This is a genomic window from Janibacter terrae NBRC 107853, from assembly GCF_001591405.1.
In the GTDB taxonomy this organism is placed as follows: Bacteria; Actinomycetota; Actinomycetes; order Actinomycetales; family Dermatophilaceae; genus Janibacter; species Janibacter terrae.
Genome location: NZ_BCUV01000007.1, coordinates 569,543 through 591,299, shown reverse-complemented (window position 1 = coordinate 591,299; position 21,757 = coordinate 569,543). Strand labels below are relative to the sequence as shown.

Genomic DNA, 21,757 nt, shown 5'->3' with positions numbered 1-21,757 from the left:
ACGATGGGCGCGTGTTCACCCTCGACCCCACGATCCACCCGGACATCGCCCCCCTCGCCTGGCTCGTCGGCCGCTGGGAGGGCGCCGGTGTCCTCGGCTACCCGACGATCGAGTCGGCCCACTTCGGCCAGGAGGTCGTCGTCACCCACGACGGGCGGCCCTTCCTGAGGTGGGAGAGCCAGTCGTGGATCCTCGACGAGGAGGGCAACAAGCTGCGCCCCTCCGGCACCGAGCTCGGCTTCTGGCGTCCCGGGGGCGAAGGGGAGGCGGAGCTGCTCCTCGTGCACCCCACGGGCATCGTCGAGATGTACTACGGGACCGTGGAGCCCGGCCGCATCCACCTGCAGACCGACGGGGTCATCCGCAGCCCCCACGCCAAGGAGTACTCCGCGGCCAAGCGCATGTACGGCCTCGTGCAGTCCAACCTCATGTGGGTCATGGACATGGCCGCCATGGGCCAGCCCCTGACGAGCCACCTCTCGGCGGAGCTCAAGCGCATCGAGTGACCGCCGTGACCCTGCATTCCCCTAGGGCAATGCGCCAGGACCCTGCATTCCCCTAGGGCAATGCGCCAGGACGCTGCATTCCCCTAGGGCAATGCGCCAGGACGCTGCATTCCCCTAGGGCAATGCAGGGTCCTGGCGTCCCGCGGGCTACGGCTGGTAGCTCTCCATGCGGTCGGTGCGCAGGGCGTCGCTCAGCTCGCTCATGCCCTGCTCGTCGAGGACGTCGATCGACCCGCCGTCGGGCGCCGTGCCGTAGCCGCTGAAGGGCGCGGTGACGAAGTGGATGTCGCTCCCGCGCACCGAGCGCATCTTGACGGCCTCGCTGCGGATCTTGCCGCCGGTGAGCGAGTTGTCGACGACCGTGTTGGACGTGCCCGCGTCGATCACCGCGTTGAGCTTGCCCGGGTTGAGCAGCACGCCCGGGGTGAGCGTCTTGGCCATGATCCCCTTGAGCCAGGCCTGCTGGCGCTGACCGCGGGAGATGTCCCCCTCGGCGAGGGTCTTGCGCTCGCGCACGTAGAGCAGGGCGCGCTCGCCGTCCAGGTCGACCGAGCCTCGGGGGAACTGCGGGCTGGGCTGCGAGTTGTTGACCGTGACGCCCCCGAGGGCGTCGGTGAGGTTCTTGAACCCCTCGAAGTCGGTCTTGGCGACGTGGTCGACCTTCACGCCGACGAGGTCCTGGATCGTGCGGACGAGCAGCGGGGACTGGCCGTAGGCGTAGGCCGCGTTGATCTTGTCCTCGCCGCGGCCGGGGATCGGCACGTAGAGGTCACGGGGGAAGTGGATGATCCAGACCTGGCCGCGGTCCTGGTCCACGTGGACCAGCTGGATCACGTCGGCACGGCTCGCGGTCTCGCCGGGGCGCGCGTCGGACCCGATGAGCAGGTAGTTGGTGCCCTCGTCGGCGACGAGCTTCTTGCCCTTGCTCGTCGTGGTCTGCCCCGCCGCGCTGCCGAGCAGCGCCTCGTGCTTGAGGTTGCGGTCGACCTTGCTCGAGAGGAACCAGCCGTACCCGCCGACGCCGACGACGAGCAGCAGGAGGGCCAGCACCGACACGACGATGCGTCGGCCGCGTCCCAGGCGGCGGTGCCGCCTGGGGTGCTCCCCCCCGGTCCCGTCGGCGGTCTCGTCCTGGCCGTCGTCGAACTCTTCGAGCATGGCGTCATCGTACGGGCCCGACGTCGTCGGGGCGGCCGGGTCGTAGATTGGTCCCATGGACGATCCGGGCGAGGTGCTGCGCCGCGCGGGCCTGCGGATGACCGACCAGCGTCGGCGTGTCCTCGACGTGCTCACCGTGCGGTCGCACCTCACGCCCGAGGTGATCGCGCAGGTGGTGGCCGAGGACGGGGGCCCGGCCCTGCCCCCTTCGACCATCTACCGCACGCTCGACGCGCTCGAGGGCGTCGGCCTCGTCGACCACACCCACCTCGACCACCGGGCCCCGACCTACCACCTGGCCGGGCACCACGGGCACCTCCACCTCGTCTGCCGGTCGTGCGCGCGAGTCGTCGAGGTGTCCCCGGGGCTCGCCGCGTCCATGGTCGAGCAGCTCCGCACCGAGGTCGGCTTCGTGGCCGACCCGACCCACATGGCCATCCACGGCCGGTGCGCCGAGTGCGCACGGACCCCCGAAGGAGGGGCATGACCACCTCACCACTGCTCCAGGCACCCGGCGCCGTCCCCGGCGACGGCCTCGACGCCGGCGTCGCGGCCCACTACGGCGACCCGATGCGCGAGCAACGTCTCCTCGCCGAGGGGCTCGGCGTCGTCGACCTCTCCCACCGCGGCGTCATCACGGTGACCGGGCCCGATCGCCTCTCGTGGCTGCACTCGCTCACCTCGCAGCAGCTGACCGGGCTGCCGCCGCGCACCTCTGCCGAGTCGCTCGTCCTGAGCCCCAAGGGCCACGTCGAGCACGCGCTGCACCTCGTCGACGACGGCGGGACGACGTGGATCACGGTCGAGCCCGGCACCGCGCCGGCGCTCGCGGCATGGCTCGACGGGATGCGGTTCATGCTCCGGGTCGAGGTCGCCGACGTGTCCGAGGAGTACGCCGTGCTCGGCGAGACCGTCGACCGCGAGGGCGACGAAGGGGAGCCCCCCACGTGGGTGGACCCGTGGCCCCGGGTCGTCGGGGACACCGCGACCTACGGGCCGCCGGAGGAGGAGCACCCGGGGCGGGACCGCCGCTGGCGCGAGGTGATCGTGCCCGCCGGCGAGCTGTCCACCGCGGTCGGCGACCGCGAGCTCGCCGGCACCTGGGCCGCCGAGGCCCTGCGCGTCGCCGCCTGGCGCCCGCGCCTCGGTGCGGAGACCGACCACCGCACCATCGCCCACGAGGTCGACTGGCTGCGCACCGCGGTGCACCTGCACAAGGGCTGCTACCGCGGCCAGGAGACGATCGCCCGGGTGCACAACCTCGGTCGGCCGCCCCGTCGTCTGGCCTTCCTCCACCTCGACGGGTCCGGCCACACGCTCCCCGACATCGGCGCGGAGATCTCGTCGGGGGACAAGGTCGTCGGCCGCATCACCTCCCGCGCGCGCCACCACGACGACGGCCCCATCGCCCTCGCCGTGCTCAAGCGCAACACCGACGCCGAGGCCGAGCTGCTCGTCGCGCCCGACATCGCCGCGGCGCAGACCGAGATCGTCCCCCGCTGACGCGGGAGGTGAGGTCGCTCACCTGTGCTGTCCAGGGCTTGCACGTGCTAACCATGGCAAGCACAATGGAGTCATGTCGAAGAACCCGCTCGAGGGCCTGCCCGGTGCGTTGGGCAACAACCTGGGGGACTACCTGCGCGAGCAGCGCCTGCTCGCCAAGCTCTCCGTGCGGCAGCTGTCGGCACTCGCCGGTGTCTCCAACCCCTACCTGAGTCAGATCGAACGAGGGGTCAAGCGGCCGAGCGCCGAGATCCTCCAGCAGATCGCCCGGGGGCTGTCGATCTCCGCCGAGACCCTCTACGTCCAGGCGGGTCTGCTCGACCCCAAGGACGCGGCGGCGGAGGCCGGGGCGACGACCCGCGCGGCCATCCGCACCGATCCCGCGCTCACGGCGCGCCAGCGACAGACCCTGCTCGAGATCTACGAGTCCTTCGTCGGGGCGGGCGCTGCGGCGCTCGACCCGGCGGAGCCCTCCCGGCCGACCCCTCGGTCGCGGGCGACCCACAAGGCCGCCAGGCAGGCGAAGGGGGCCACCCCGGCCCCCGCGCAGAAGAAGGCCGCGTCCCCCGCCCGGGGGAAGGCGGCCGGCACCAAGGGCTCGACGACGACGTCGCGCTCGAAGACCTCGGCGGCGAAGAAGTCTGCCGGGCGTTCGACCACGACCTCGTCCCGTACGAGCACCACAAGGAGAACCTCATGAGCGTCACCACCACCGTCAAGAAGGTCGTCACCGACCAGACCTACGCCACGATCGGCGCGACCGACCTCACCGTCGAGACCGTCCGCGGCTACACCACCCAGCTCGCCGCCCTGCGCGCCGAGCTCGAGCCCAAGAAGGTCCAGGCGCGCGTCAAGTCCGCCCCGGCCGACGCGCAGGCCTACTACGCCGACCTCGCCAAGCGTGGCGAGGCACTCGTGACCCGCATCCGCAACCAGAAGGCCACCAAGGACCTCGTCGGCCAGGCCGAGTCCACCGTCGCGCTGGGCAAGGGCGCCGTCACCACGGTCAAGAAGGCCGTCGCCGACGTCGAGCGGTCCGCCAAGGCCACCCTGACCATCGGTCGCAAGGAGGCCGCCAAGGCCGCCGACGCCGTCGTCGACTCCGTGGACGTCGACGTCAAGGTCGACACCGCCAAGGCGAAGAAGGCCGTCTCCACCTCGGCCAAGCGCACCACGACCGCCGCCAAGCGCACCTCCACGACCACCAAGAAGGCCGCGGCCCGCACCCGCACCGCGACCAAGTCGACCGCGACCGCCGCCAAGACGACGGCCGCCAAGACCGCCGTGGCTGCTGACAAGGCTGCCGACAAGGTCGGCGACTGACGGTAGCCTCCGGCGGGTGACCGCCCAGGCTCCTGACCCCACCGCCCTCGACGACGCCCCCGTGCTGGTCCACGTGACCCGCGGGGGCTTCGTCGAGTCCGCCCACCGCGCGACGCTCGTCGCGACCGACGCTGCCGGGGGGACCCCCCTTCGCCACGGCCGGGTGGACGACCCCGTCCTGCCGCGCTCCTCGCTCAAGCCGGTCCAGGCCCTCGCGATGGTCCGTCACGGCCTCGACCTCCCGCCGCACCTGCTCGCCCTCGTGTGCTCGAGCCACTCCGCGGAGGAGGTCCACCGCGAGGCCGTCGCCGAGATCCTCGCGCGCGTCGACCTCGACCTCACCGCGCTGCAGAACACGCCCGCCCTGCCGCTCGGCGAGCTCGAGCACGCGCGCTGGCTCGTCGCCGGCACCGCCCCCGCACCGGTCGCCCAGGACTGCTCCGGCAAGCACGCGGGCATGCTCGTCACCTGCCGCGTCAACGGCTGGCCCATCGAGGACTACCTCGACCCCGGGCACCCCCTCCAGCAGGCGATCGCTGCGACGACGGCCGAGGTCGTCGGCCCCGTCTCGCACACGACCGTGGACGGCTGCGGCGCACCGCTCTTCGCCGTCCCGCTGTCGGGCCTGGCGGCGTCCTTCGGGCACCTCGCCTCCGCCGGTGCCGAGAGCGACGAAGGGAGGGTCGCGGCCGCCATGCGTGCCGCGCCGCACATGGTCGGCGGCACCGGTCGGGACGTCACCGCCTTCATGGAGGCCGTGCCCGGACTCATCGCCAAGGACGGCGCCGAGTCCGTCTACGCGGCAGGGCTGCCCGACGGTCGCGGGGTCGCGGTCAAGGTCGCCGACGGGGCTCCCGTCGCCCGCGCCCGGCAGGGCCTGCTCGCGCACGCCCTCCTCGAGCTCGGGGTCGACACCCCCGGTCTGCGCGCGCTCGCCGACCAGCCCGTCCTCGGCCACGGCCGGCCCGTCGGGGCCGTCGAGGTCGTCGGCCTGGGCGCGTGACGGGCACGGCATGAGGACCGTCCTGCAGCGGGTCACCTCGGCCCGGGTCACCGTCGCCGGCGAGGTCGTCGGCGAGATCGGGACCGGGCTCGTCGCCCTCGTCGGTGTCACGCACGACGACGGGCCGGAGGAGGTCGCGACCACCGTGCGCAAGATCACCGAGCTGCGGATCATGCGCGACGAGCAGTCGGTGACCGACTGCGGCGCAGCGGTGCTCGTCGTCAGCCAGTTCACCCTCCACGCCGACGTGCGCAAGGGGCGCCGCCCCTCCTGGAACGCCGCCGCCCCCGGGTCCGTCGCGGAGCCGGTCGTCGAGGCCGTCGTCGCCGGCCTGCGGGAGCGGGGGATCGAGGTGGCGACGGGCCGGTTCGGCGCGCAGATGGCGCTCGACGTCCACGGGGACGGTCCGGTGACCATCGTCCTGGACGTGCCCGCCTAGTCTGTGGCGGTGGACATCTTCGGCCAGATCCAGGGATGGATCGTCCTGGTACTCGGACTGCTCGCGCTGTGCGCGGAGGTCTTCGCCCTCGTGCACGCGGTGCGCCAGCGCCCGGACGCCTTCGTCGCGACCAGCAAGCAGACCAAGGTCTTCTGGGTCGTCGCGCTCGCGATCGCGACGCTCATGGGCCTCGCGGCCCTCGGGGGCATCGGCATCCTCGCGATCATCGGCATCGTCATCGCCGGCGTCTACCTCGCGGACGTGCGCCCCGCCATCGACGAGGTCATGGGTCGGCGTCGCTGAGTCGGGCACAATGACCGGGCACACGACCGTGCACCGCACCACCAGCCAAGGGGAATACGTGAGCCATCTGCCGGACCCTCGAGAGGGCATGTTCGTCTCGGAGCGCCCGTGGGGTGGCTTCCAGCAGTTCACCTGCAACGAGCCGTCGACGGTCAAGGTCATCACGGTCGACCCCGGCCACCGGCTGTCGCTGCAGACGCACGAGCGCCGGGCCGAGTTCTGGCAGGTCCTCGACGGCCCGATCGACGTCACCGTCGGCGAGGACTCGTGGAGCGCCCAGCCGGGTGAGCAGATCTGGGTCCCCGTGGGGGCCAGGCACCGCATGGGCAACACCTCGGACCGGCCCGCCCGGGTCCTGGAGATCGGGTACGGCGAGTTCGACGAGGACGACATCGAGCGCCTCGAGGACGACTACCAGCGCTGAGCCAGCGGACCGCTCCGCGGGGTGACGACCGCCCACGGGAGGGTCAGCTCGCCGAGGCGCCAGCGCGCCGGGTCGCCGAGGACCGCCACCCGCTCCGCGACCTCCGTGCAGGCGGCCACGGCCTGCTGCCGCGCGCCGTAGGGGGCGAAGGGGGAGGCCCGCCGCCACGCGTCGTCGAGCAGCCGGAGCAGGTCGTGCACCGGCTCGCCCGGGATGTTGCGGTGGATGAGCGCCTTGGGCAGCCGCTCGGCGACGACGGAGGGCAGGCGCTGCGCGTCGAGGTCGCGCAGCCGCCACGAGAGGGTCAGGGTGAGCGGACCGGTCGCGTCGAGCGTGATCCAGCTGCCGAGGCGCCCCAGCTCGTCGCACGTGCCCTCGACGAGGATCCCGAGCGGGTCGAGCCGGTCGATCATCGTGCGCCAGGGTCCCTCGACCTCGGTCTCGTCGTACTGGCGCAGCACGTTGAAGGCGCGCACCACCCGCGCGTCGGCGTCCCCGGGCAGCGGCACCTCGAAGCCGCCGAGTGCGAAGTCCACCCCCGACCGCGCCCACGCCTGGGCCGCGGCGACCCGCTCCGGGTCGATCTCCAGGCCGGTGACGTGCAGGTCCGGCCGCACCGGGGCCAGCCGGTCCGCCCACTCGACGGTCGTCACGCCGCTCGCGCCGTGGCCGAGGTCGACGAGGTGTGGAGGTCCCCCCTTCGTCAGGCGGTCGCGGTGGGTCGCGAGCAGCCAGCGGTCGCACCGACGCAACCGGTTGGGGTTGGTCGTGCCGCGCGTGATGTTGCCGAGGGGGCGCTGGGTGGGCACGTCGGCAGCGTAGGCGCCGCGCCGAACTAGGGTGATGGGGTGTGGCACGCGGACCGGAGGGTGAGCTGGAGCATGGTGGCCCTGCTCCTCTCCCTGAGCGGTGCCCTCCTGCTGGCCCTGAGCATCTGGGTCCCGCCCGCCCTCGGCCGTGACTCGGGGGTCCGTCCGGTGCAGCCCGGGCTGCTCGTCGTGGCGCCCGAGGCGAGCGGGGTCGTCACCCTCGGCGAGGGGCGCGCGGTCCAGCTCGACGGGAGCGGGTTGCGCCTGACCAACCGCGGCAGCCTGCTCTTCCGCACGGTGCGCGGCGGCTCGCCGGTCTCCGCGCTGCAGGGCGAGGTCGAGGGCCGCGGCACGGAGCGCCACGAGGAGATCTCGCACGCGCTGAGCAACCTCGAGATCGATCGCCTGTCGATCCAGCCGGGGGAGGCCACGTGGTCGGGCCGGCTCACCGGCGACGACCGCGAGCTGCCCGCGACCGTCACCGTCCGGTACGTCGGCTCGTACCTCACCCTCGAGGTCACGGCGAAGGGGGCCGACGCCGTCGTCGTGCACTCCGCCCAGGAGCTCGGCACGGTCGGCCGCCAGCCGGGCCTGCCGGAGCAGCCGCTCCGCAAGCGCGCGTGGTGGGTCGGGGACGGGCCGGCACCCGTGCGCGATGCGTACCGCACCGAGCTCGGGACCCTGGTCGGCATCGGTCCCGAGGGGTCGCACCGGGGTGTCGACCTGCGTCGGATGGGCCACACCGACCTGCACGCGTGGTCCCCGTCGGCGACGCTGTCCGTGACGAGCTACCGAAGGGTGATCGAGAGTGAGTGAGCACACGAGCGGCCGGGAGGTCCGCCGGGTCGCGATGATCAGCGTGCACACCTCGCCGCTGGCGCAGCCGGGTACGGGTGACGCCGGCGGCCTCAACGTCTACGTCGTCGAGGCCGCCCGCGAGCTGGCGAGGCGCGGGGTCGAGGTCGTCATCTTCACCCGGCGCACCGCAGCGGACCTGCCCGACGAGGTCGAGATGTTCCCCGGGGTCACCGTGCGCCACGTCGACGCCGGGCCCTACGAGGGCCTGGTCAAGGAGGACCTGCCCGGGCAGCTGTGCGCCTTCGCCGCCGGGATCATGCGTGAGATCGCCATGGTGCCCGCGGGCCACTACGACGTCGCGCACTCGCACTACTGGCTCTCGGGGCAGGTCGGGTGGCTCGTCGCCGAGCGGTGGCAGGTCCCGCTCGTGCACACGATGCACACGATGGCCCGGGTGAAGAACCGCCAGCTGGCCGAGGACGACGTCCCCGAGCCGGCCGGGCGCGAGATCGGCGAGTCGCAGGTCGTCGACATCGCCGACCGGCTCCTGGCCAACACCGAGCGGGAGGCGAGCGAGCTCGTCGAGTACTACGACGCGGACCCGGCGAAGGTCGTCGTCGTGCCGCCGGGCGTCGACCTCGACATCTTCACGCCGGGTGACCGGGACGCCGCCCGTGAGCGGGTCGGCATCGCCCGCGACGCGGTCGTCCTGCTCTTCGTCGGGCGCATCCAGCCACTCAAGGCACCGGACGTGCTCGTGCGGGCGGCCGCCGAGCTGCTCGAGCGCCGTCCCGGCCTGCGCGATCGCCTCGTCGTCGCCGTGCTCGGCGGCGCCTCCGGCCGCGGGCTCGCGGCCCCGGACCGCCTGCGGCTGCTCGGTGAGGAGCTCGGCGTCTCCGACGTGCTCCACCTCGCGCCGCCGTCGACCCGCACCGAGCTGGCCGACTGGTACCGCGCCGCGGACGTCGTCACCGTCCCCTCGTACACCGAGTCCTTCGGCCTCGTCGCCATCGAGGCGCTGGCCTCCGGCGCGGTGGTCCTCGCGGCCGAGGTGGGTGGCCTGCCCACCGCCGTCGGCGACGCGGGCGTCCTCGTGCCGGGGCACGACCCGCGCCGCTGGGCCGACGAGCTCCTCACCGTCCTCGAGGACCCCGAGCGGGCCGCGGACCTGCGCTCGCGCGCGCGCCGGCACGCCGAGGCCTTCGGCTGGTCGAGCACCGTCGACCGGCTGCTCGACGTCTACGGCGACGCCGTCGCCGAGCGCACGTCCGCGACCACCCTGGAGGTCTCCCGATGACCACGTCCGATCGTGAGCAGGCCCTGGCGGTCGTCACCCGAGTCGTGACCGACGCCGACCTCGAGCACGAAGGGGGTGCCCGCGACGGCGAGCTCGTCGTCACCCTGCCGGGGGACAAGAAGCTCAAGACCGTCGTCTCCCTCGTCGTCGGCGACAACGCGCTGTCGGTCTCGGCCTTCGTCATCCGCAACGCGGACGAGAACCACGAGGAGTTCTACCGCTACCTCCTGCGCCGCAACCTGCGCATGCCCCTCCTCGCGTACTCCATCGATGCCTCCGGTGACGTCTACGTCGGCGGGCGGATCCCCCTTCGCGCGGTGACCGACGAGCTCGTCGACCAGGTGCTCGGGGTGGTGCTCGAGGCGGCCGACGCACCCTTCAACGAGCTGCTGCTCCTCGGGTTCCGGTCCTCGATGCAGAAGGAGTGGGACTGGCGCGTCTCGCGCGGCGAGTCGCTGCGCAACCTCGAGGCATTCCGGGCCGTGCTCGAGCGCACGGACGGCCCCGCCGAGGCCTGACGGGCGTCGATACGCTGTGCCCATGTCGACTCTGATCCTGCTGCGCCACGGCCGTTCCGACTGGAACGAGAAGAACCTCTTCACCGGATGGGTCGACGTCGACCTCATCGACCGGGGACGCGCCGAGGCGGTGCGCGGCGGCGAGCTGATGAAGGAGGCGGGCATCCTCCCCGACGTCGTGCACACCTCCGTCCTGCGCCGGGCCATCACCACCGCCAACCTCGCCCTCGACGCCGCCGACCGCCACTGGATCCCGGTGCGGCGCGACTGGCGGCTCAACGAGCGCCACTACGGTGCGCTGCAGGGGCTCGACAAGGCCGCGACGCGGGAGAAGTACGGCGAGGAGCAGTTCATGCTCTGGCGGCGCAGCTTCGACACCCCGCCGCCGGCCATCGACGTCGACAACGAGTTCGCGCAGACGGACGACCCGCGCTACGCGGGCCTGGAGGTGCCGCGCACCGAGTGCCTCAAGGACGTCATCGAGCGCCTCATGCCGTACTGGGAGGGTCCGATCCGCGAGGACCTCGCCACCGGCCGCACCGTCCTGGTCACCGCGCACGGCAACTCGCTGCGCGCTCTCGTCAAGCACCTCGACGGCATCAGCGACGAGGACATCGCCGGGCTCAACATCCCGACCGGCATGCCGCTCGTCTACGACCTCGGCGAGGACTTCATGCCGACGCGTCCGGCCGAGTACCTCGACCCGGAGGCCGCGGCTGCCGAGGCCGCCGCCGTCGCCAACCAGGGCAGGTAGCGAGACCCGGTCGGGACCCCGTCTCGGGCGCGGGGCCGTGGGCGCTCGGCTCAGACGCCGTCGTCGACGTCGAGGGCGTCGTCGGAAGGGTGGAACTCACCGGTGACGAGGAAGCCGACCCGACGGGCGATCGTCACGGCGTGGTCGCCGAAGCGCTCGTAGTAGCGGCTGAGCAGCGCGGCGTCGACGGCCCGCGTCGTGCCGTGCTGCCAGGTGCCCTCGGCCAGCTGGGTGAACATGTCGCGGTGCAGCTCGTCGAGGCGGTCGTCGATCTGCTCGATGGCGCGGGCACCGTAGGCGTCCTGGGTGCGGATGGTGTCGGCGGCACGTGCGACGATCTCCTCCGCGGCGCGTCCCATGCTCGCGAAGGACTCGCGCACCTCGTCCGGGATCGCGTTCTCGGGATAGCGCAGGCGCACCACCTGCGCGACGTGGCGGGCGAGGTCGCCCATGCGCTCGAGGTCGCCGGAGATGCGCATCGAGGCGACGACCGTGCGCAGGTCGCTCGCGACGGGGGCCTGGCGCGCGAGCAGGTCGATCGACCGCTGGTCGAGCTCGTTGCGACGCCGGTCGATCTCCTGGTCCGCGGCGATCACCGCGTCGGCGACCTGCACGTCGGCGTCGAGGAGGGCGGCCGTCGACTGGCGGATGGCGCCCGCGACGAGGTGGGCGAGCTCGACGAGGTCGGCGGCGACCTGCTCCAGCTCGTCGTGGAAGACCTGACGCATCGGCAGCTCCTGTGATCGGTGGTGGAAGAGGGGTGTCCCGGCCCCATGAGACCTCGTCCGGGTGAACGTCGTCGGGCGAGCAGGTGAACTCCGCGGAGGACCGTGCGGTGCCCGGCCACCCGGTCCCAGCATGCCCCACCGGAGAAGTACCCTCGGTGACGTGGAGCCAACGACAGCGGCAATTCTCGGTGGCATCGCCGGCCTGCTCATCGGCTTCCTCGTCTGGGCGGCGATCGACTTCAGCGATCGCGAGCGCGCTGTGCCACCGGAGCCGGAGCCGGAGGTGCCGCGGGGCGTCGGCGACGTCCTCGCCGTGCTGCGCTCGTCCGGGGTCGTGCTCGACCGGACCGGGCGGGTCGTCACCAACTCACCCGCGGCAGTCAGCTACGGCCTCGTCCGCAACGGTCGTCTGGCCCACCCGGCGATCTCCACCATGGTCGAGCAGGTCGCGCGCGACGACGTGATCCGTGACGCCCAGCTGGAGATCGCCCGCCCGGGCCTGAGCTCCGTCGTCTACGTCTCGGCCCGCGTGGCCCCGCTCGGCGCCGACCACCTGCTGCTCCTCGTCGACGACCAGACCCAGGGCCGCCGGCTCGAGGAGACCCGGCGCGACTTCGTCGCCAACGTCAGCCACGAGCTCAAGACCCCCGTCGGTGGCATCTCGCTGCTCGCCGAGGCCGTCATGGACGCCAAGGACGACCCCGAGGCCGTCGACCGCTTCGCCCGGCGGATGCAGGGCGAAGCCACCCGCCTGTCGAGCCTGATCAAGGAGATCGTCGAGCTCTCGCGGCTCCAGGGCACCCCTGTCCTGCAGGACCCGCAGCTCGTCGACGTCGAGGACGTCGTGGCCCTCGCGCTGGAGCACCTGCGCATCGAGGCCGAGGCCAAGGACATCACCCTGACCGACAAGGTCTCCGAGGAGCTCTACGTCCGGGGCGACGAGGACATGCTCATCACGGCCGTGCGCAACCTCGTCGGCAATGCGATCTCCTACTCCGACCCCGGGACGGCGGTCGGCGTCGGCGCCCGCCTGCAGGGCGACACCGTGGAGATCGCCGTGACCGACCAGGGGCCCGGGATCCCCGAGCACGAGCAGACGCGGATCTTCGAGCGCTTCTACCGGATGGACGCCGCCCGGTCACGCGCTACCGGGGGGACCGGGCTGGGGCTGTCGATCGTCAAGCACATCTGCGCCAACCACGGCGGCGACATCCAGGTGTGGAGCGACGGCGCGCACGGCTCGACCTTCACCATCCGCCTGCCCGTCGCCCCGGAGACCCTCGAGGTCGAGCGCCCCGCGCCTCCCGTCACCCCCTCACCCACCACCCCCTGAATGAAGGAGAGCCGCTGATGACACGCATCCTCGTGGTCGAGGACGAGGTGTCCTTCTCGGACCCCCTGTCCTATCTGCTCGACAAGGAGGGATACGACGTCGAGGTCGCCGAGACCGGGCCCGACGCGATCTCGGCCTTCGACGCGGACGGTGCCGACCTCGTGCTCCTGGACCTCATGCTCCCCGGGCTGTCCGGCATCGACGTGTGCCGGGCCATCCGGCAGCGGTCCAACGTCCCGGTGATCATGCTGACCGCCAAGGACGGCGAGATCGACAAGGTCGTCGGGCTCGAGATCGGTGCCGACGACTACGTCACCAAGCCCTACAGCTCGCGTGAGCTGCTCGCGCGCGTCAAGGCGGTGCTGCGTCGCAACAGCGAGCCCGAGGAGCTGCTGCCCGCGACGATCGAGGGCGGCCCGGTGCGCATGGACATCGACCGTCACGTCGTCTCCGTCAACGGCACCCAGGTGCAGCTGCCGCTCAAGGAGTTCGAGCTGCTCGAGATGCTCCTGCGCAACGTGGGCCGGGTGCTCACCCGCGTGCAGATCATCGATCGGGTGTGGGGCAGCGACTACGTCGGCGACACCAAGACCCTCGACGTCCACATCAAGCGGCTGCGCGCCAAGATCGAGCCGGACCCGGCCAAGCCGGTCCACATCGTCACCGTGCGCGGCCTGGGCTACAAGTTCGAGGGCTGAGGGTTCCCCCCTTCGTCCTGACGCACCGGAGGCCGGTACCCGTCGCGGGTACCGGCCTCCGGTGCGTGGTGCCGAGCGGGTCGTTCGCCCGTGGGTCAGTGGCCCTCGGACTCGCCGTCGTCGGCCTTCGTCGGACCGGGGGTCGGGGTCCAGCCCTCGGGGGCGTAGTCCTCGTAGTAGCCGGCCGGGTCGAGGACGGGGACGCTCACCGGCGTGGTCTCGGAGCCGTCGGAGACCTCCGCGTCGGTCATGTCGCCGGGGCCGGCGTCGACCTTGTCGAGCGTGAGGTGCTTGTCCTCGCTGAGCGAGACCGTCTGGTGCGCGGGGATGCGGGTCCTGACCGAGGCGTCGCCGACGCTGAGGGAGAAGGTGAGCGGCTTGCCGGAGGTGTTCTCCACGGTGCCGGTGACCGTGGCCTCGCCGCCCTGGCCCCCGCTGACGAGGGCGAGGTTGCGCACCTGGGCGCTCTCGAGGTCGACGGGGACGCCATCGCCCAAGGACATGGTCTCGGCCGTCTGGAAGGGGGAGTTGACCGAGCAGCCGGCAGTGCCGGCCGCGAGGGCGAGGGCCACGAGGACGGCGCGGCTGCGGGTGACGAGGTTGCGCTTCACGGGGCACAGCCTAGCGGGGGCGTCCTCGGAGGTGGGTACCGGTGCGGCACACCCCACGCGCGCCCTCGCCTGCCCGGCCCCTAGGCGCGGAGGTGCGCGGGCGCGGAGGGCCATTGTGGTGCCGTGAGCGCCGGTGCGACCCACGACACGCCGTGATATTCTGGAGGTCGCGAAAGGGGAAATCTCCACATGGTTTTCAAGGTCGGCGAGACGGTCGTGTACCCCCACCACGGGGCTGCTCTGATCGAAGAGATCAAGATCCGAACGATCAAGGGTGAGGACAAGCAGTACCTCAAGCTCAAGGTGGCCCAGGGTGACCTGACCATCGAGGTGCCCGCCGAGAACTGCGACCTCGTGGGTGTCCGCGACGTCGTGGGCAAGGAGGGCTTGGACCGCGTCTTCGAGGTGCTGCGCACGCCGCACGCCGAGGAGCCGACGAACTGGTCCCGTCGCTACAAGGCGAACCTCGAGAAGCTGGCCTCCGGTGACGTCATCAAGGTGGCCGAGGTCGTCCGCGACCTGTGGCGCCGTGAGAAGGACCGGGGCCTGTCCGCCGGTGAGAAGCGGATGCTGGCCAAGGCGCGCCAGATCCTCGTCTCCGAGCTCGCGCTCGCCGAGAAGACGGACGAGGACAAGGCCGAGGTCATCCTCGACGAGGTCCTGGCTTCCTGAGCACACACCTGACCGACGACGCCCGCACCGCTCCCGGTGTGGGCGTCGTCGTCGTCGCGGCCGGCTCGGGGACCCGCCTCGGGGCCGACCGGCCCAAGGCCTTCGTCGAGCTCGCCGGCGCGACCATCCTCGAGCACGCCCTCCGAGGGGTGCTCGCCGCCGGACCCGCCGAGGTCGTCCTCGTCGTGCCGCAGGCGCAGCTCGCACCCGCCCGCCAGATCGTCGAGCGGGTCCCCGCGCAGGACGTCGGGGTGGCCGTGGTCGCCGGTGGCGCCGAGCGGACCGAGTCCGTCGCCCGCGGGCTCGACGCGCTCTCCGAGCGGGTGACGATGGTCCTCGTGCACGACGCCGCCCGGTGCCTCACGCCCGTCGCGGTCTTCGACCGGGTCGTCGCCGCGGTCGCGACAGGTGCTGCCGGCGCGATCCCCGGGCTGCCGGTCGTCGACACGATCAAGGTCGTCGACGAGCGCGGGGTCATCACGTCGACGCCGGTGCGCGAGAGCCTGCGCGCCGTGCAGACCCCCCAGGGCTTCGACCGCGCGGTCCTCGCCGCCGCCCACGCCGCCGGAGTCCTCGCCACCGATGACGCGGCCCTCGTCGAGGCCCTCGGCCACGACGTGGTCGTCGTCGAGGGCGACCCCCGCGCGCTCAAGATCACGACCCCCGAGGACCTCGCCCGCGCCGAGCGCCTCCTGGCCGCGTCCGGCTGAGTCCGTCCTCCCCCCTTCCTGCATTGCCCTAGGGGAATGCAGGTTCAGGCGCGCATTGCCCTAGGTGTAACTGGGCATGACCTTGGTGACACGGGTCTTGGCGCGGCTGGCTGGGGGTTGGTCCCCGATGGCGCTGTGTGGGCGATGGTAGTTGTAGTGGGTCACCCAGATCTGTAGCTGTCGTCGGCGGGCTTCTTCGGAGGGGTAGGCGTCGGCGTAGAGGACCTCGCGGGCCATGGTCTGCTGGTAGCGCTCGACCTTGCCGTTGTGCTTGGGCGTGTAGGGCTTGATCCGCTTGTGTTTCGAGGCGAAGGAGAGCACCGAGCGGGTGAAGTTCTTGGCGCGGTAACAGGACCCGTTGTCGGTGACGATGCGGGTGATGCGGGTGATGCCGTGCGCGGCGAAGAAGACCCGGGCGCGGGCCAGGAACGCGATCGCGGTCGCGGCGCTCTCGTCGTCGTGGGCCTCGGTGTAGACCATCCGGGTGAAGCCGTCCACGGCCGAGTGCAGGTAGGTGTAGCCCACCTTGGCGCCGCGGTGGTGTCCTCGCAGGCCGCGGGCCCGGTCAGCGTCCGAGCCGCGGCCGTGGACGCGCCACCCGCCCCCGGGCGGGATGCGTCCGACCTTCTTCACGTCCAGGTGGATCATGTGCCCGGGGTAGCGCGCGATGATCTTGCCGGCGGGCTGCTGGCGCAGGGGCTGCCCGTCGACGTCCAGGTCCCGCAGCCGGTTCAAGCCCTCGCGGCGCAGGATCCGGGCGATGGTGCACACCGCCACATTCGTGCCCTCATCGGCCAGCGCCAGATGGATGCGCCGCGCGGACCACTTACGGCGCCGCAGCTCGATGATCCGCTCGACCACCGGTTCGGCAGTCGCGCTCGGGGAGCGTTGTGGCCGGCTGGAGCGGTCGTGCAGCCCTTCCTCGCCGTGCTCGCGGTAGCGGGCTACCCATTTGGACAGGCACTGGCGTGAGATCGCGGCCTCGGCTGCGACGTGCGCGATCGGCCGCGGGCCGGCCTCATCATTGGCCTGACCCAGCACTCGCTCGATCAGACGTAGGCGACCACCAGGGGTCATCGGGGCATTAGCGTGGGACACAGGGCAGGTTCCTTTGGCTGGCTCGTGATGAACGGCTTTGACACCCTCATCCTGTCGCCACGGGGACCTGCCCGCCCTGTTACGCCCCTCCTCGTGTCACCAACCTCATGCCCCGCAACACCTAGGGGAATGCAGGGCTCAGGTGCGCAGGTCCGCTGGTGGGGCGGCGGAGAGCTGGCGCCGCACGGCGAGAGCCGCGGCGCGGCCGGCGCGGTTGCCGCCGATCGTGCTCGCCGACGGCCCGTAGCCCACGAGCTGCACGCGGGGGTCGACCGCGCTCGTGACGGAGGTCTGCACGTCCCGGCTGCCGGGCAGCAGGGCGATGCCGCCCGCGGCGCTGCGCAGGCGAAGGGGGGCGAGGTGCCGGATCGCGGGGCGGAACCCCGTGGCCCACAGGATCGCGTCGGCGGCGGCGAAGCTCCCGTCCGCCCAACGCACCCCGTCACGCTCGACCCGCTCGAACATCGGTCGACGCCGCCCGTAGACGCCGGTGCGTGCCGCGGTCATCTCCTGGGGGCGCAGCGCCAGGCCCGTGACGGACACGACGCTGGCGGGGGGCCTCCCTTCGCGCACTCGGCGCTCGACGAGCTCGACGGCGTCCCGGCCGGAGAACTGCGGGTTCCACACCGGCTCGCGCCGCGTCACCCAGGTGACCTCGGCGATCGGTGCGATCTCGCCGATGAACTGCACGGCCGAGGCGCCGCCACCGACGACGACGACCTGCATGCCGCGGAAGTGCTCGGCGCCCGGGTAGGCAACCGTGTGCCACTGCTCCCCGGCGAAGTCCCGCTGGCCCGGGTACGTCGGCACGAAGGGGTGCGTCCACGTCCCCGTCGCGTTGACGAGCGTCCGCGTGGTCCAGGTCCGCGCGCCCGCGTGGACGACGAGCAGGCCGTCCTCGTCGGTGACCCGGTCGACGCGGACGGGCCGCAGGACGGGCAGGTCGTGGGTCTGCTCGTACTCGTCGAACCACCGCGCGATGACCTCGTTGGCCCGGTCGGCGGAGCCGCCCGGGGCAGGGGCGTCGGGCAGGTCGGCGACCCCGTGCACGTCGTCCATCGACAGCGAGTCCCAGCGGTGCTGCCACGCGCCGCCCGCCCGCTCGTTGCCGTCCAGGACGACGTGGTCGATGCCGAGACGGCGCAGGTGGAAGGACGCGGACAGACCGCCCTGGCCGGCGCCGATGACGAGCGAGTCGAGGGTCTCCACGCTCGTGCAACGCCCGGTCGCGACGCGTTGATCCCTGCGGCTGCGACACTGCCGTCATGACTGCGAACCACCACATCGACGGCGTCGGTCGGCTGCCACGGACCGGGATCGGCGTCGACGTCCACGCCCTCGCGGCCCCCGAGTCGGGGCGCCAGCTCTGGGTCGCCGGTCTGCTGTGGCCCGGCGAGGTCGGGCTCGAGGGCCACTCCGACGCGGACGTCGCCTGCCACGCCGCGTGCGACGCGCTCTTCTCCGCGGCCGGGATCGGCGACCTCGGCACGCACTTCGGGACCGGGCGCGCCGAGCTCGAGGGCGCTTCCGGCGCAAGGCTGCTCGCAGAGGCGGCCCGGCTCGTGCGGGCAGCGGGCTACGAGATCGGCAACATCGCCGTGCAGGTCATCGGCAACCGGCCCAAGATCGGCACCCGCCGTGAGGAGGCCCAGGAGGCCATGTCGGCGGCCTGCGGCGCGCCGGTGAGCGTCAGCGGCACGACGACCGACGGGCTCGGCCTGACGGGTCGGGGCGAGGGGGCGGCCGCGGTCGCGACCGCGCTCGTCGTCCCCGCCTGAGGGCGAAGGGGAGGACTCAGGTCCTGCGGCGGTCGGCGAGCTCGCGGACGAAGGCCCCGACGACGGGACGCCAGGCCTCGGCCACGCGCGGCTGCGCCTGCTCGACCTCGGCCAGTGCGGTGGGCACGTCGGTGCCGGACACGGCCGGGGTGTCGGGCTCCTTGGCCGCCCAGCGGGCGACGACGGGGAGGTCGGCCTCCGGGTGCCCCTGCACGCCCCAGACGGTCGGTGCGAGACGGGCGAGGAGCAGGTCGCCGTGCTCGTTGTCGGCGAGGGCGACCGCACCCTCGGGCAGGGCTGTGACGATGTCGTCGTTCCACTGCGCGACGGGGGCACCGGTCGTGCTGCCGAGGACCGGGTCGCCCGCGAGGTGCCCGGTGTCGCTCACGGTGCACACGCCGATCGTGCGGCCGCGCGGGTTGCGCGCGACGTCGCCGCCGAGCGCGACGGCCGCGAGCTGGTGCCCGAGGCAGATGCCCATGGTCGGGGTCGCCCGCTCCGCGGCCGTGCGGATCAGCTCGCGCACGGTCGGCAGCCACGGGGCCACGTCGTCGTCGCGACAGCCCATCTCGCCCCCGAGGACGAGCAGGCCGTCGTGCTGCTCGAGGTCACTCGGCAGCGCGTCGCCGACGTAGGGGCGCCGGACGTCGAGCTCGACGCCGGCCTCGGTGAGCCAGGTCCCGACGAGTGCCGGTGGGCAGGTCTCCTGGTGCTGGATGACGAGGAGGCTCATCGGGTGGTCGTCGGCGCCCGCCGCCCGGTGACGGCCCCCGCGCCGAGGAGGCCGAGCCCGACCACGTTCAGCAGCAGGGCCGGCGCCGACACGAGCCAGTGGAACTGGTAGCCGCGGTCGAGCTGCATGATGAGGAAGGTGCCGAAGGCGCTCATGAGCTGCCCGATCACGAGCACGGCGGCACCACTGACGACGAGCTTCCACCAGAGACCGGCGTCGCGGCGCACCAGGGCGATCACGCCGATCACGGCCACGGTGATCATGGCCGGGAGCGACCAGCCGAGCTGCGTCAGCAGGTAGGTGAACTGGTGGTCGAGGCCCATGCGCGCCACCCTATGTCGCCGCCGGGCGCGGGGTGCGTCAGGCCGTCCTGACGCGGGGCCGCGGCGACGCGAGCCGGGCGAGCCGCTGCAGCTCGGAGACGTGACCGCACAGGGCCTCGCGGCCGGCGGGAGTGAGGGTCACTCGCGTCGTGCGCCGACCGTCCGTCAGCTCCCGCCCCACCGTGACGTAGCCCTCGGCCTCGAGGCTGCGCAGGTGCTTGCTCAGCGCGGAGTCCGACAGGCCGATCTCGTCGCGGACCTCGGCGAAGGGCAGGCCCCGCGTCGGCGCCAGCAGGGCACAGATCTGCAGCCGGTGCGGCTGGTGCACCACCGGGTCGAAGATCGGCCGAGGCATGGCACCCAGAGTAGGTGACTTGCCTCGGCGGCAAGACGCCGCTCGCCCGCCGCCGCAGGCGGATCCGCGGCCACCCCGGACCCGCGGCTGTCGTCCCCCTTCGCCCGTGGGCCACGATGGGGGCAGAGATCGGGCCACCCGGCCCACCAGCGAAGGGAGTCGCGTCGTGCCGCAGACCGTCAAGGCAGTCATCGCCCGCTCGAAGGGAGCCGACGTCGAGCTCGTCGACATCGTCGTCCCCGACCCCGGACCCGGCGAGGCCGTCGTCCAGGTGCACTCCTGCGGGGTGTGCCACACCGACCTGCACTACCGCGAGGGCGGGATCAACGACGAGTTCCCCTTCCTCCTCGGCCACGAGGCGGCCGGCGTCGTCGAGGCCGTCGGCGAGGGTGTCACCGACGTCGCGCCGGGCGACTTCGTCATCCTCAACTGGCGCGCCGTGTGCGGCCAGTGCCGCGCCTGCCTCAAGGGCAAGCCCCAGTACTGCTTCGACACCCACAACGCCACCCAGCGGATGACCATCGCCGAGACCGGCGAGGAGCTCACCCCGGCCCTCGGGATCGGCGCCTTCGCGGAGAAGACCCTCGTCGCCGCCGGCCAGTGCACCAAGGTCGACGGCGAGGCCGACGCGGCCGCCGTGGGCCTGCTCGGCTGCGGCGTCATGGCCGGCTTCGGCGCGGCGGTCAACACCGGCGAGGTCACCCGCGGCGAGTCGATCGCCGTCATCGGCTGCGGCGGCGTCGGCAACGCGGCCATCGCGGGCGCGCAGGTCGCCGGCGCGACGACGATCATCGCCGTCGACACCGACCCCCGCAAGCTCGAGATCGCCAAGGGCTTCGGCGCCACGCACACCGTCGACGCGAGCACCGAGGACACCGTCGAGCGGGTCCGCGAGCTCACCGGTGGCTTCGGCGCGGACGTCGTCGTCGAGGCGGTCGGCCTGCCGCAGACCTACGAGCAGGCCTTCTACGCCCGAGATCTCGCCGGGCGCCTCGTGCTCGTCGGCGTGCCGACCCCCGACAAGGAGGTCACCCTCCCGATGATCGAGATCTTCGGTCGCGGTGGGTCGCTGAAGTCCAGCTGGTACGGCGACTGCCTGCCGAGCCGCGACTTCCCGATGCTCGTCGACCTCTACCGCCAGGGCCGCTTCGACCTCGACGCCTTCGTCACCGAGCGGATCGGGCTGGGCGACATCGAGTCCGCCTTCGACAAGATGCACTCCGGTGACGTGCTGCGATCGGTCGTGGTCCTGTGACGGCGCGCATCGACAAGGTCGTCACCTCGGGCACCTTCGAGCTCGACGGCGGGTCCTGGGAGGTCGACAACAACGTGTGGGTCGTCGGCGACGACGCGGAGTGCATCGTCATCGACGCCGGCCACGAGGCCGCCCCGATCCTCGAGGCGATCGGCGACCGGACGCTCGTGGCCGTCGTGAGCACCCACGCCCACAACGACCACGTCAACGCGGCGGCCGAGGTCGCGGATGCCAAGGGCGCCCCGATCTGGCTGCACCCCGACGAGGCGCCGCTGTGGGAGATGACCTACCCCGACCGGGCCCCCGACGGCGCACTCGCCCACGGTCAGGTCATCACCGTCGCCGGCACCGAGCTCACCGTGCTGCACACGCCGGGCCACGCGCCCGGTGCCTGCTGCCTGCACGCCCCCGGTCTCGGGGTCCTCTTCTCCGGGGACACCCTCTTCCAGGGGGGTCCCGGCGCGACCGGCCGCTCGTTCTCCGACTTCCCGACGATCGTCGAGTCGATCCGCGAGGAGCTGCTCGTCCTGCCCCCGGCCACCGTCGTCCACACCGGCCACGGGGACGACACGACGATCGGCGCGGAGGCACCGCACGTGCAGGAGTGGCTCGACCGCGGGCACTGAGC

General features: G+C 72.5%; 29 protein-coding genes. 20 read left to right on the top strand and 9 right to left on the bottom strand.

The window, feature by feature from the left end; all coding sequences use genetic code 11:
* The first annotated feature begins 11 nt into the window (after nucleotides 1-11).
* Entirely contained in the window at nucleotides 12-506 is a 495-nt protein-coding gene (locus JT1_RS12480; protein ID WP_068326943.1) for a heme-binding beta-barrel domain-containing protein, read from the top strand.
* A gap of 147 nt (nucleotides 507-653) precedes the next feature.
* On the opposite strand, the gene JT1_RS12475 is transcribed toward JT1_RS12480, so the two are convergent.
* Nucleotides 654-1,664 (bottom strand): LCP family protein, encoded by a 1,011-nt coding sequence (locus tag JT1_RS12475; RefSeq protein WP_068329170.1) that lies wholly within the window; start codon nucleotides 1,662-1,664, stop codon nucleotides 654-656.
* Nucleotides 1,665-1,719: 55 nt separating this feature from the next.
* Between JT1_RS12475 and JT1_RS12470 the strand changes: the two genes are divergently transcribed.
* The 8 genes from JT1_RS12470 (at nucleotide 1,720) to JT1_RS12435 (ending at nucleotide 6,659) form a co-directional block, all read left to right on the top strand.
* A complete protein-coding gene (locus tag JT1_RS12470; RefSeq protein ID WP_068326939.1) occupies nucleotides 1,720-2,151 on the top strand; it encodes a Fur family transcriptional regulator in 432 nt (143 codons plus the stop codon).
* Nucleotides 2,148-3,167 (top strand): CAF17-like 4Fe-4S cluster assembly/insertion protein YgfZ, encoded by a 1,020-nt coding sequence (gene ygfZ / locus JT1_RS12465; protein ID WP_068326934.1) that lies wholly within the window; start codon nucleotides 2,148-2,150, stop codon nucleotides 3,165-3,167. The genes JT1_RS12470 and ygfZ overlap by 4 nt, the downstream gene beginning before the upstream one ends.
* Nucleotides 3,168-3,240: 73 nt before the next feature.
* The gene (locus JT1_RS17965; protein ID WP_082807648.1) at nucleotides 3,241-3,867 is read left to right on the top strand and encodes a helix-turn-helix domain-containing protein; all 627 of its coding nucleotides are present in this window, start codon (nucleotides 3,241-3,243) and stop codon (nucleotides 3,865-3,867) included.
* Nucleotides 3,864-4,490: a hypothetical protein gene (locus JT1_RS12455; protein ID WP_068326932.1), complete on the top strand. Its 627-nt coding sequence runs from the start codon at nucleotides 3,864-3,866 to the stop codon at nucleotides 4,488-4,490. The genes JT1_RS17965 and JT1_RS12455 overlap by 4 nt, the downstream gene beginning before the upstream one ends.
* A gap of 16 nt (nucleotides 4,491-4,506) precedes the next feature.
* Nucleotides 4,507-5,493: an asparaginase gene (locus JT1_RS12450; protein ID WP_068326929.1), complete on the top strand. Its 987-nt coding sequence runs from the start codon at nucleotides 4,507-4,509 to the stop codon at nucleotides 5,491-5,493.
* A gap of 10 nt (nucleotides 5,494-5,503) precedes the next feature.
* The gene (gene dtd, locus JT1_RS12445) at nucleotides 5,504-5,932 is read left to right on the top strand and encodes a D-aminoacyl-tRNA deacylase (protein WP_068326926.1); all 429 of its coding nucleotides are present in this window, start codon (nucleotides 5,504-5,506) and stop codon (nucleotides 5,930-5,932) included.
* A gap of 9 nt (nucleotides 5,933-5,941) precedes the next feature.
* On the top strand, nucleotides 5,942-6,235 hold the full coding sequence (locus JT1_RS12440; protein WP_068329167.1) for a DUF2516 family protein: 294 nt from the start codon (nucleotides 5,942-5,944) through the stop codon (nucleotides 6,233-6,235).
* 58 nt (nucleotides 6,236-6,293) lie between these two features.
* Entirely contained in the window at nucleotides 6,294-6,659 is a 366-nt protein-coding gene (locus tag JT1_RS12435) for a phosphomannose isomerase type II C-terminal cupin domain (protein WP_068329164.1), read from the top strand.
* Here the strand turns inward: JT1_RS12435 and JT1_RS12430 are convergent.
* On the bottom strand, nucleotides 6,647-7,468 hold the full coding sequence (locus JT1_RS12430; protein ID WP_068326923.1) for a methylase: 822 nt from the start codon (nucleotides 7,466-7,468) through the stop codon (nucleotides 6,647-6,649). The two genes, JT1_RS12435 and JT1_RS12430, sit on opposite strands and share 13 nt — an antisense overlap.
* A gap of 60 nt (nucleotides 7,469-7,528) precedes the next feature.
* Here JT1_RS12430 and JT1_RS12425 point away from each other — a divergent pair, with 60 nt between their 5' ends.
* From JT1_RS12425 to JT1_RS12410, 4 genes are read left to right on the top strand one after another with little or no spacing between them, the layout of a single operon-like run.
* Nucleotides 7,529-8,284: a hypothetical protein gene (locus JT1_RS12425; protein ID WP_169701988.1), complete on the top strand. Its 756-nt coding sequence runs from the start codon at nucleotides 7,529-7,531 to the stop codon at nucleotides 8,282-8,284.
* Nucleotides 8,285-8,318: 34 nt separating this feature from the next.
* Nucleotides 8,319-9,563, top strand: coding sequence for a D-inositol-3-phosphate glycosyltransferase (mshA, locus tag JT1_RS12420; RefSeq protein ID WP_068329162.1), 1,245 nt, complete (start codon nucleotides 8,319-8,321; stop codon nucleotides 9,561-9,563).
* Nucleotides 9,560-10,081, top strand: coding sequence for a type III secretion system chaperone family protein (locus tag JT1_RS12415; RefSeq protein WP_068326915.1), 522 nt, complete (start codon nucleotides 9,560-9,562; stop codon nucleotides 10,079-10,081). The genes mshA and JT1_RS12415 overlap by 4 nt, the downstream gene beginning before the upstream one ends.
* Nucleotides 10,082-10,103: 22 nt before the next feature.
* Entirely contained in the window at nucleotides 10,104-10,835 is a 732-nt protein-coding gene (locus JT1_RS12410; RefSeq protein ID WP_068326912.1) for a phosphoglyceromutase, read from the top strand.
* A gap of 50 nt (nucleotides 10,836-10,885) precedes the next feature.
* On the opposite strand, the gene phoU is transcribed toward JT1_RS12410, so the two are convergent.
* On the bottom strand, nucleotides 10,886-11,563 hold the full coding sequence (gene phoU, locus JT1_RS12405; RefSeq protein WP_068326909.1) for a phosphate signaling complex protein PhoU: 678 nt from the start codon (nucleotides 11,561-11,563) through the stop codon (nucleotides 10,886-10,888).
* 160 nt (nucleotides 11,564-11,723) lie between these two features.
* Between phoU and JT1_RS12400 the strand changes: the two genes are divergently transcribed.
* Together JT1_RS12400 and JT1_RS12395 are read left to right on the top strand one after the other, a co-directional pair.
* Nucleotides 11,724-12,896, top strand: a complete 1,173-nt coding sequence (locus tag JT1_RS12400; RefSeq protein WP_068326905.1) for a sensor histidine kinase — start codon at nucleotides 11,724-11,726, stop codon at nucleotides 12,894-12,896.
* Between the two features lie 17 nt (nucleotides 12,897-12,913).
* The gene (locus JT1_RS12395; protein WP_068326902.1) at nucleotides 12,914-13,594 is read left to right on the top strand and encodes a response regulator; all 681 of its coding nucleotides are present in this window, start codon (nucleotides 12,914-12,916) and stop codon (nucleotides 13,592-13,594) included.
* Nucleotides 13,595-13,689: 95 nt separating this feature from the next.
* Here JT1_RS12395 and JT1_RS12390 read toward each other — a convergent pair whose 3' ends face one another.
* A complete protein-coding gene (locus tag JT1_RS12390) occupies nucleotides 13,690-14,205 on the bottom strand; it encodes a hypothetical protein (RefSeq protein WP_068326899.1) in 516 nt (171 codons plus the stop codon).
* A gap of 189 nt (nucleotides 14,206-14,394) precedes the next feature.
* On the opposite strand from JT1_RS12390, the gene JT1_RS12385 reads away from it, so the two are divergent.
* Both JT1_RS12385 and ispD read left to right on the top strand, forming a co-directional pair.
* A complete protein-coding gene (locus JT1_RS12385; RefSeq protein ID WP_068326896.1) occupies nucleotides 14,395-14,877 on the top strand; it encodes a CarD family transcriptional regulator in 483 nt (160 codons plus the stop codon).
* A 38-nt stretch (nucleotides 14,878-14,915) separates the two neighbouring features.
* A complete protein-coding gene (gene ispD / locus JT1_RS12380; protein WP_068326893.1) occupies nucleotides 14,916-15,587 on the top strand; it encodes a 2-C-methyl-D-erythritol 4-phosphate cytidylyltransferase in 672 nt (223 codons plus the stop codon).
* A 60-nt stretch (nucleotides 15,588-15,647) separates the two neighbouring features.
* Here the strand turns inward: ispD and JT1_RS12375 are convergent, their stop codons facing one another.
* Nucleotides 15,648-16,685, bottom strand: coding sequence for an IS481 family transposase (locus JT1_RS12375; RefSeq protein WP_068321680.1), 1,038 nt, complete (start codon nucleotides 16,683-16,685; stop codon nucleotides 15,648-15,650).
* Between the two features lie 138 nt (nucleotides 16,686-16,823).
* Complete coding sequence (locus JT1_RS12370) at nucleotides 16,824-17,894, bottom strand: NAD(P)-binding domain-containing protein (RefSeq protein WP_068326890.1); 1,071 nt, start codon at nucleotides 17,892-17,894, stop codon at nucleotides 16,824-16,826.
* A 56-nt stretch (nucleotides 17,895-17,950) separates the two neighbouring features.
* Between JT1_RS12370 and ispF the strand changes: the two genes are divergently transcribed.
* Nucleotides 17,951-18,463, top strand: coding sequence for a 2-C-methyl-D-erythritol 2,4-cyclodiphosphate synthase (gene ispF, locus JT1_RS12365; protein WP_068326887.1), 513 nt, complete (start codon nucleotides 17,951-17,953; stop codon nucleotides 18,461-18,463).
* Between the two features lie 16 nt (nucleotides 18,464-18,479).
* Here the strand turns inward: ispF and JT1_RS12360 are convergent, their stop codons facing one another.
* From JT1_RS12360 to JT1_RS12350, 3 genes are read right to left on the bottom strand one after another with little or no spacing between them, the layout of a single operon-like run.
* The gene (locus tag JT1_RS12360; RefSeq protein ID WP_068326884.1) at nucleotides 18,480-19,196 is read right to left on the bottom strand and encodes a type 1 glutamine amidotransferase; all 717 of its coding nucleotides are present in this window, start codon (nucleotides 19,194-19,196) and stop codon (nucleotides 18,480-18,482) included.
* On the bottom strand, nucleotides 19,193-19,519 hold the full coding sequence (locus JT1_RS12355) for a hypothetical protein (RefSeq protein ID WP_068326881.1): 327 nt from the start codon (nucleotides 19,517-19,519) through the stop codon (nucleotides 19,193-19,195). The genes JT1_RS12360 and JT1_RS12355 overlap by 4 nt, the downstream gene beginning before the upstream one ends.
* Before the next feature lie 37 nt (nucleotides 19,520-19,556).
* Nucleotides 19,557-19,874, bottom strand: coding sequence for a transcriptional regulator (locus tag JT1_RS12350; RefSeq protein WP_068326879.1), 318 nt, complete (start codon nucleotides 19,872-19,874; stop codon nucleotides 19,557-19,559).
* A 166-nt stretch (nucleotides 19,875-20,040) separates the two neighbouring features.
* Here JT1_RS12350 and JT1_RS12345 point away from each other — a divergent pair, with 166 nt between their 5' ends.
* Entirely contained in the window at nucleotides 20,041-21,129 is a 1,089-nt protein-coding gene (locus tag JT1_RS12345; protein WP_068326875.1) for an S-(hydroxymethyl)mycothiol dehydrogenase, read from the top strand.
* Nucleotides 21,126-21,755, top strand: a complete 630-nt coding sequence (locus tag JT1_RS12340; protein ID WP_068326873.1) for an MBL fold metallo-hydrolase — start codon at nucleotides 21,126-21,128, stop codon at nucleotides 21,753-21,755. Before JT1_RS12345 ends, JT1_RS12340 begins: the two co-directional genes overlap by 4 nt.
* Nucleotides 21,756-21,757: the final 2 nt, after the last annotated feature.

Coding starts and splice junctions, on each gene's coding strand:
- JT1_RS12475 (WP_068329170.1), bottom strand. CDS start 1,664: ATGCTCGAAGAGTTCGACGACGGCCAGGACGAGACCGCCGACGGGACC.
- JT1_RS12470 (WP_068326939.1), top strand. CDS start 1,720: ATGGACGATCCGGGCGAGGTGCTGCGCCGCGCGGGCCTGCGGATGACC.
- ygfZ (WP_068326934.1), top strand. CDS start 2,148: ATGACCACCTCACCACTGCTCCAGGCACCCGGCGCCGTCCCCGGCGAC.
- JT1_RS17965 (WP_082807648.1), top strand. CDS start 3,241: ATGTCGAAGAACCCGCTCGAGGGCCTGCCCGGTGCGTTGGGCAACAAC.
- JT1_RS12455 (WP_068326932.1), top strand. CDS start 3,864: ATGAGCGTCACCACCACCGTCAAGAAGGTCGTCACCGACCAGACCTAC.
- dtd (WP_068326926.1), top strand. CDS start 5,504: ATGAGGACCGTCCTGCAGCGGGTCACCTCGGCCCGGGTCACCGTCGCC.
- mshA (WP_068329162.1), top strand. CDS start 8,319: ATGATCAGCGTGCACACCTCGCCGCTGGCGCAGCCGGGTACGGGTGAC.
- JT1_RS12415 (WP_068326915.1), top strand. CDS start 9,560: ATGACCACGTCCGATCGTGAGCAGGCCCTGGCGGTCGTCACCCGAGTC.
- JT1_RS12410 (WP_068326912.1), top strand. CDS start 10,104: ATGTCGACTCTGATCCTGCTGCGCCACGGCCGTTCCGACTGGAACGAG.
- phoU (WP_068326909.1), bottom strand. CDS start 11,563: ATGCGTCAGGTCTTCCACGACGAGCTGGAGCAGGTCGCCGCCGACCTC.
- JT1_RS12395 (WP_068326902.1), top strand. CDS start 12,914: ATGACACGCATCCTCGTGGTCGAGGACGAGGTGTCCTTCTCGGACCCC.
- JT1_RS12385 (WP_068326896.1), top strand. CDS start 14,395: ATGGTTTTCAAGGTCGGCGAGACGGTCGTGTACCCCCACCACGGGGCT.
- ispF (WP_068326887.1), top strand. CDS start 17,951: ATGACTGCGAACCACCACATCGACGGCGTCGGTCGGCTGCCACGGACC.
- JT1_RS12360 (WP_068326884.1), bottom strand. CDS start 19,196: ATGAGCCTCCTCGTCATCCAGCACCAGGAGACCTGCCCACCGGCACTC.
- JT1_RS12355 (WP_068326881.1), bottom strand. CDS start 19,519: ATGGGCCTCGACCACCAGTTCACCTACCTGCTGACGCAGCTCGGCTGG.
- JT1_RS12350 (WP_068326879.1), bottom strand. CDS start 19,874: ATGCCTCGGCCGATCTTCGACCCGGTGGTGCACCAGCCGCACCGGCTG.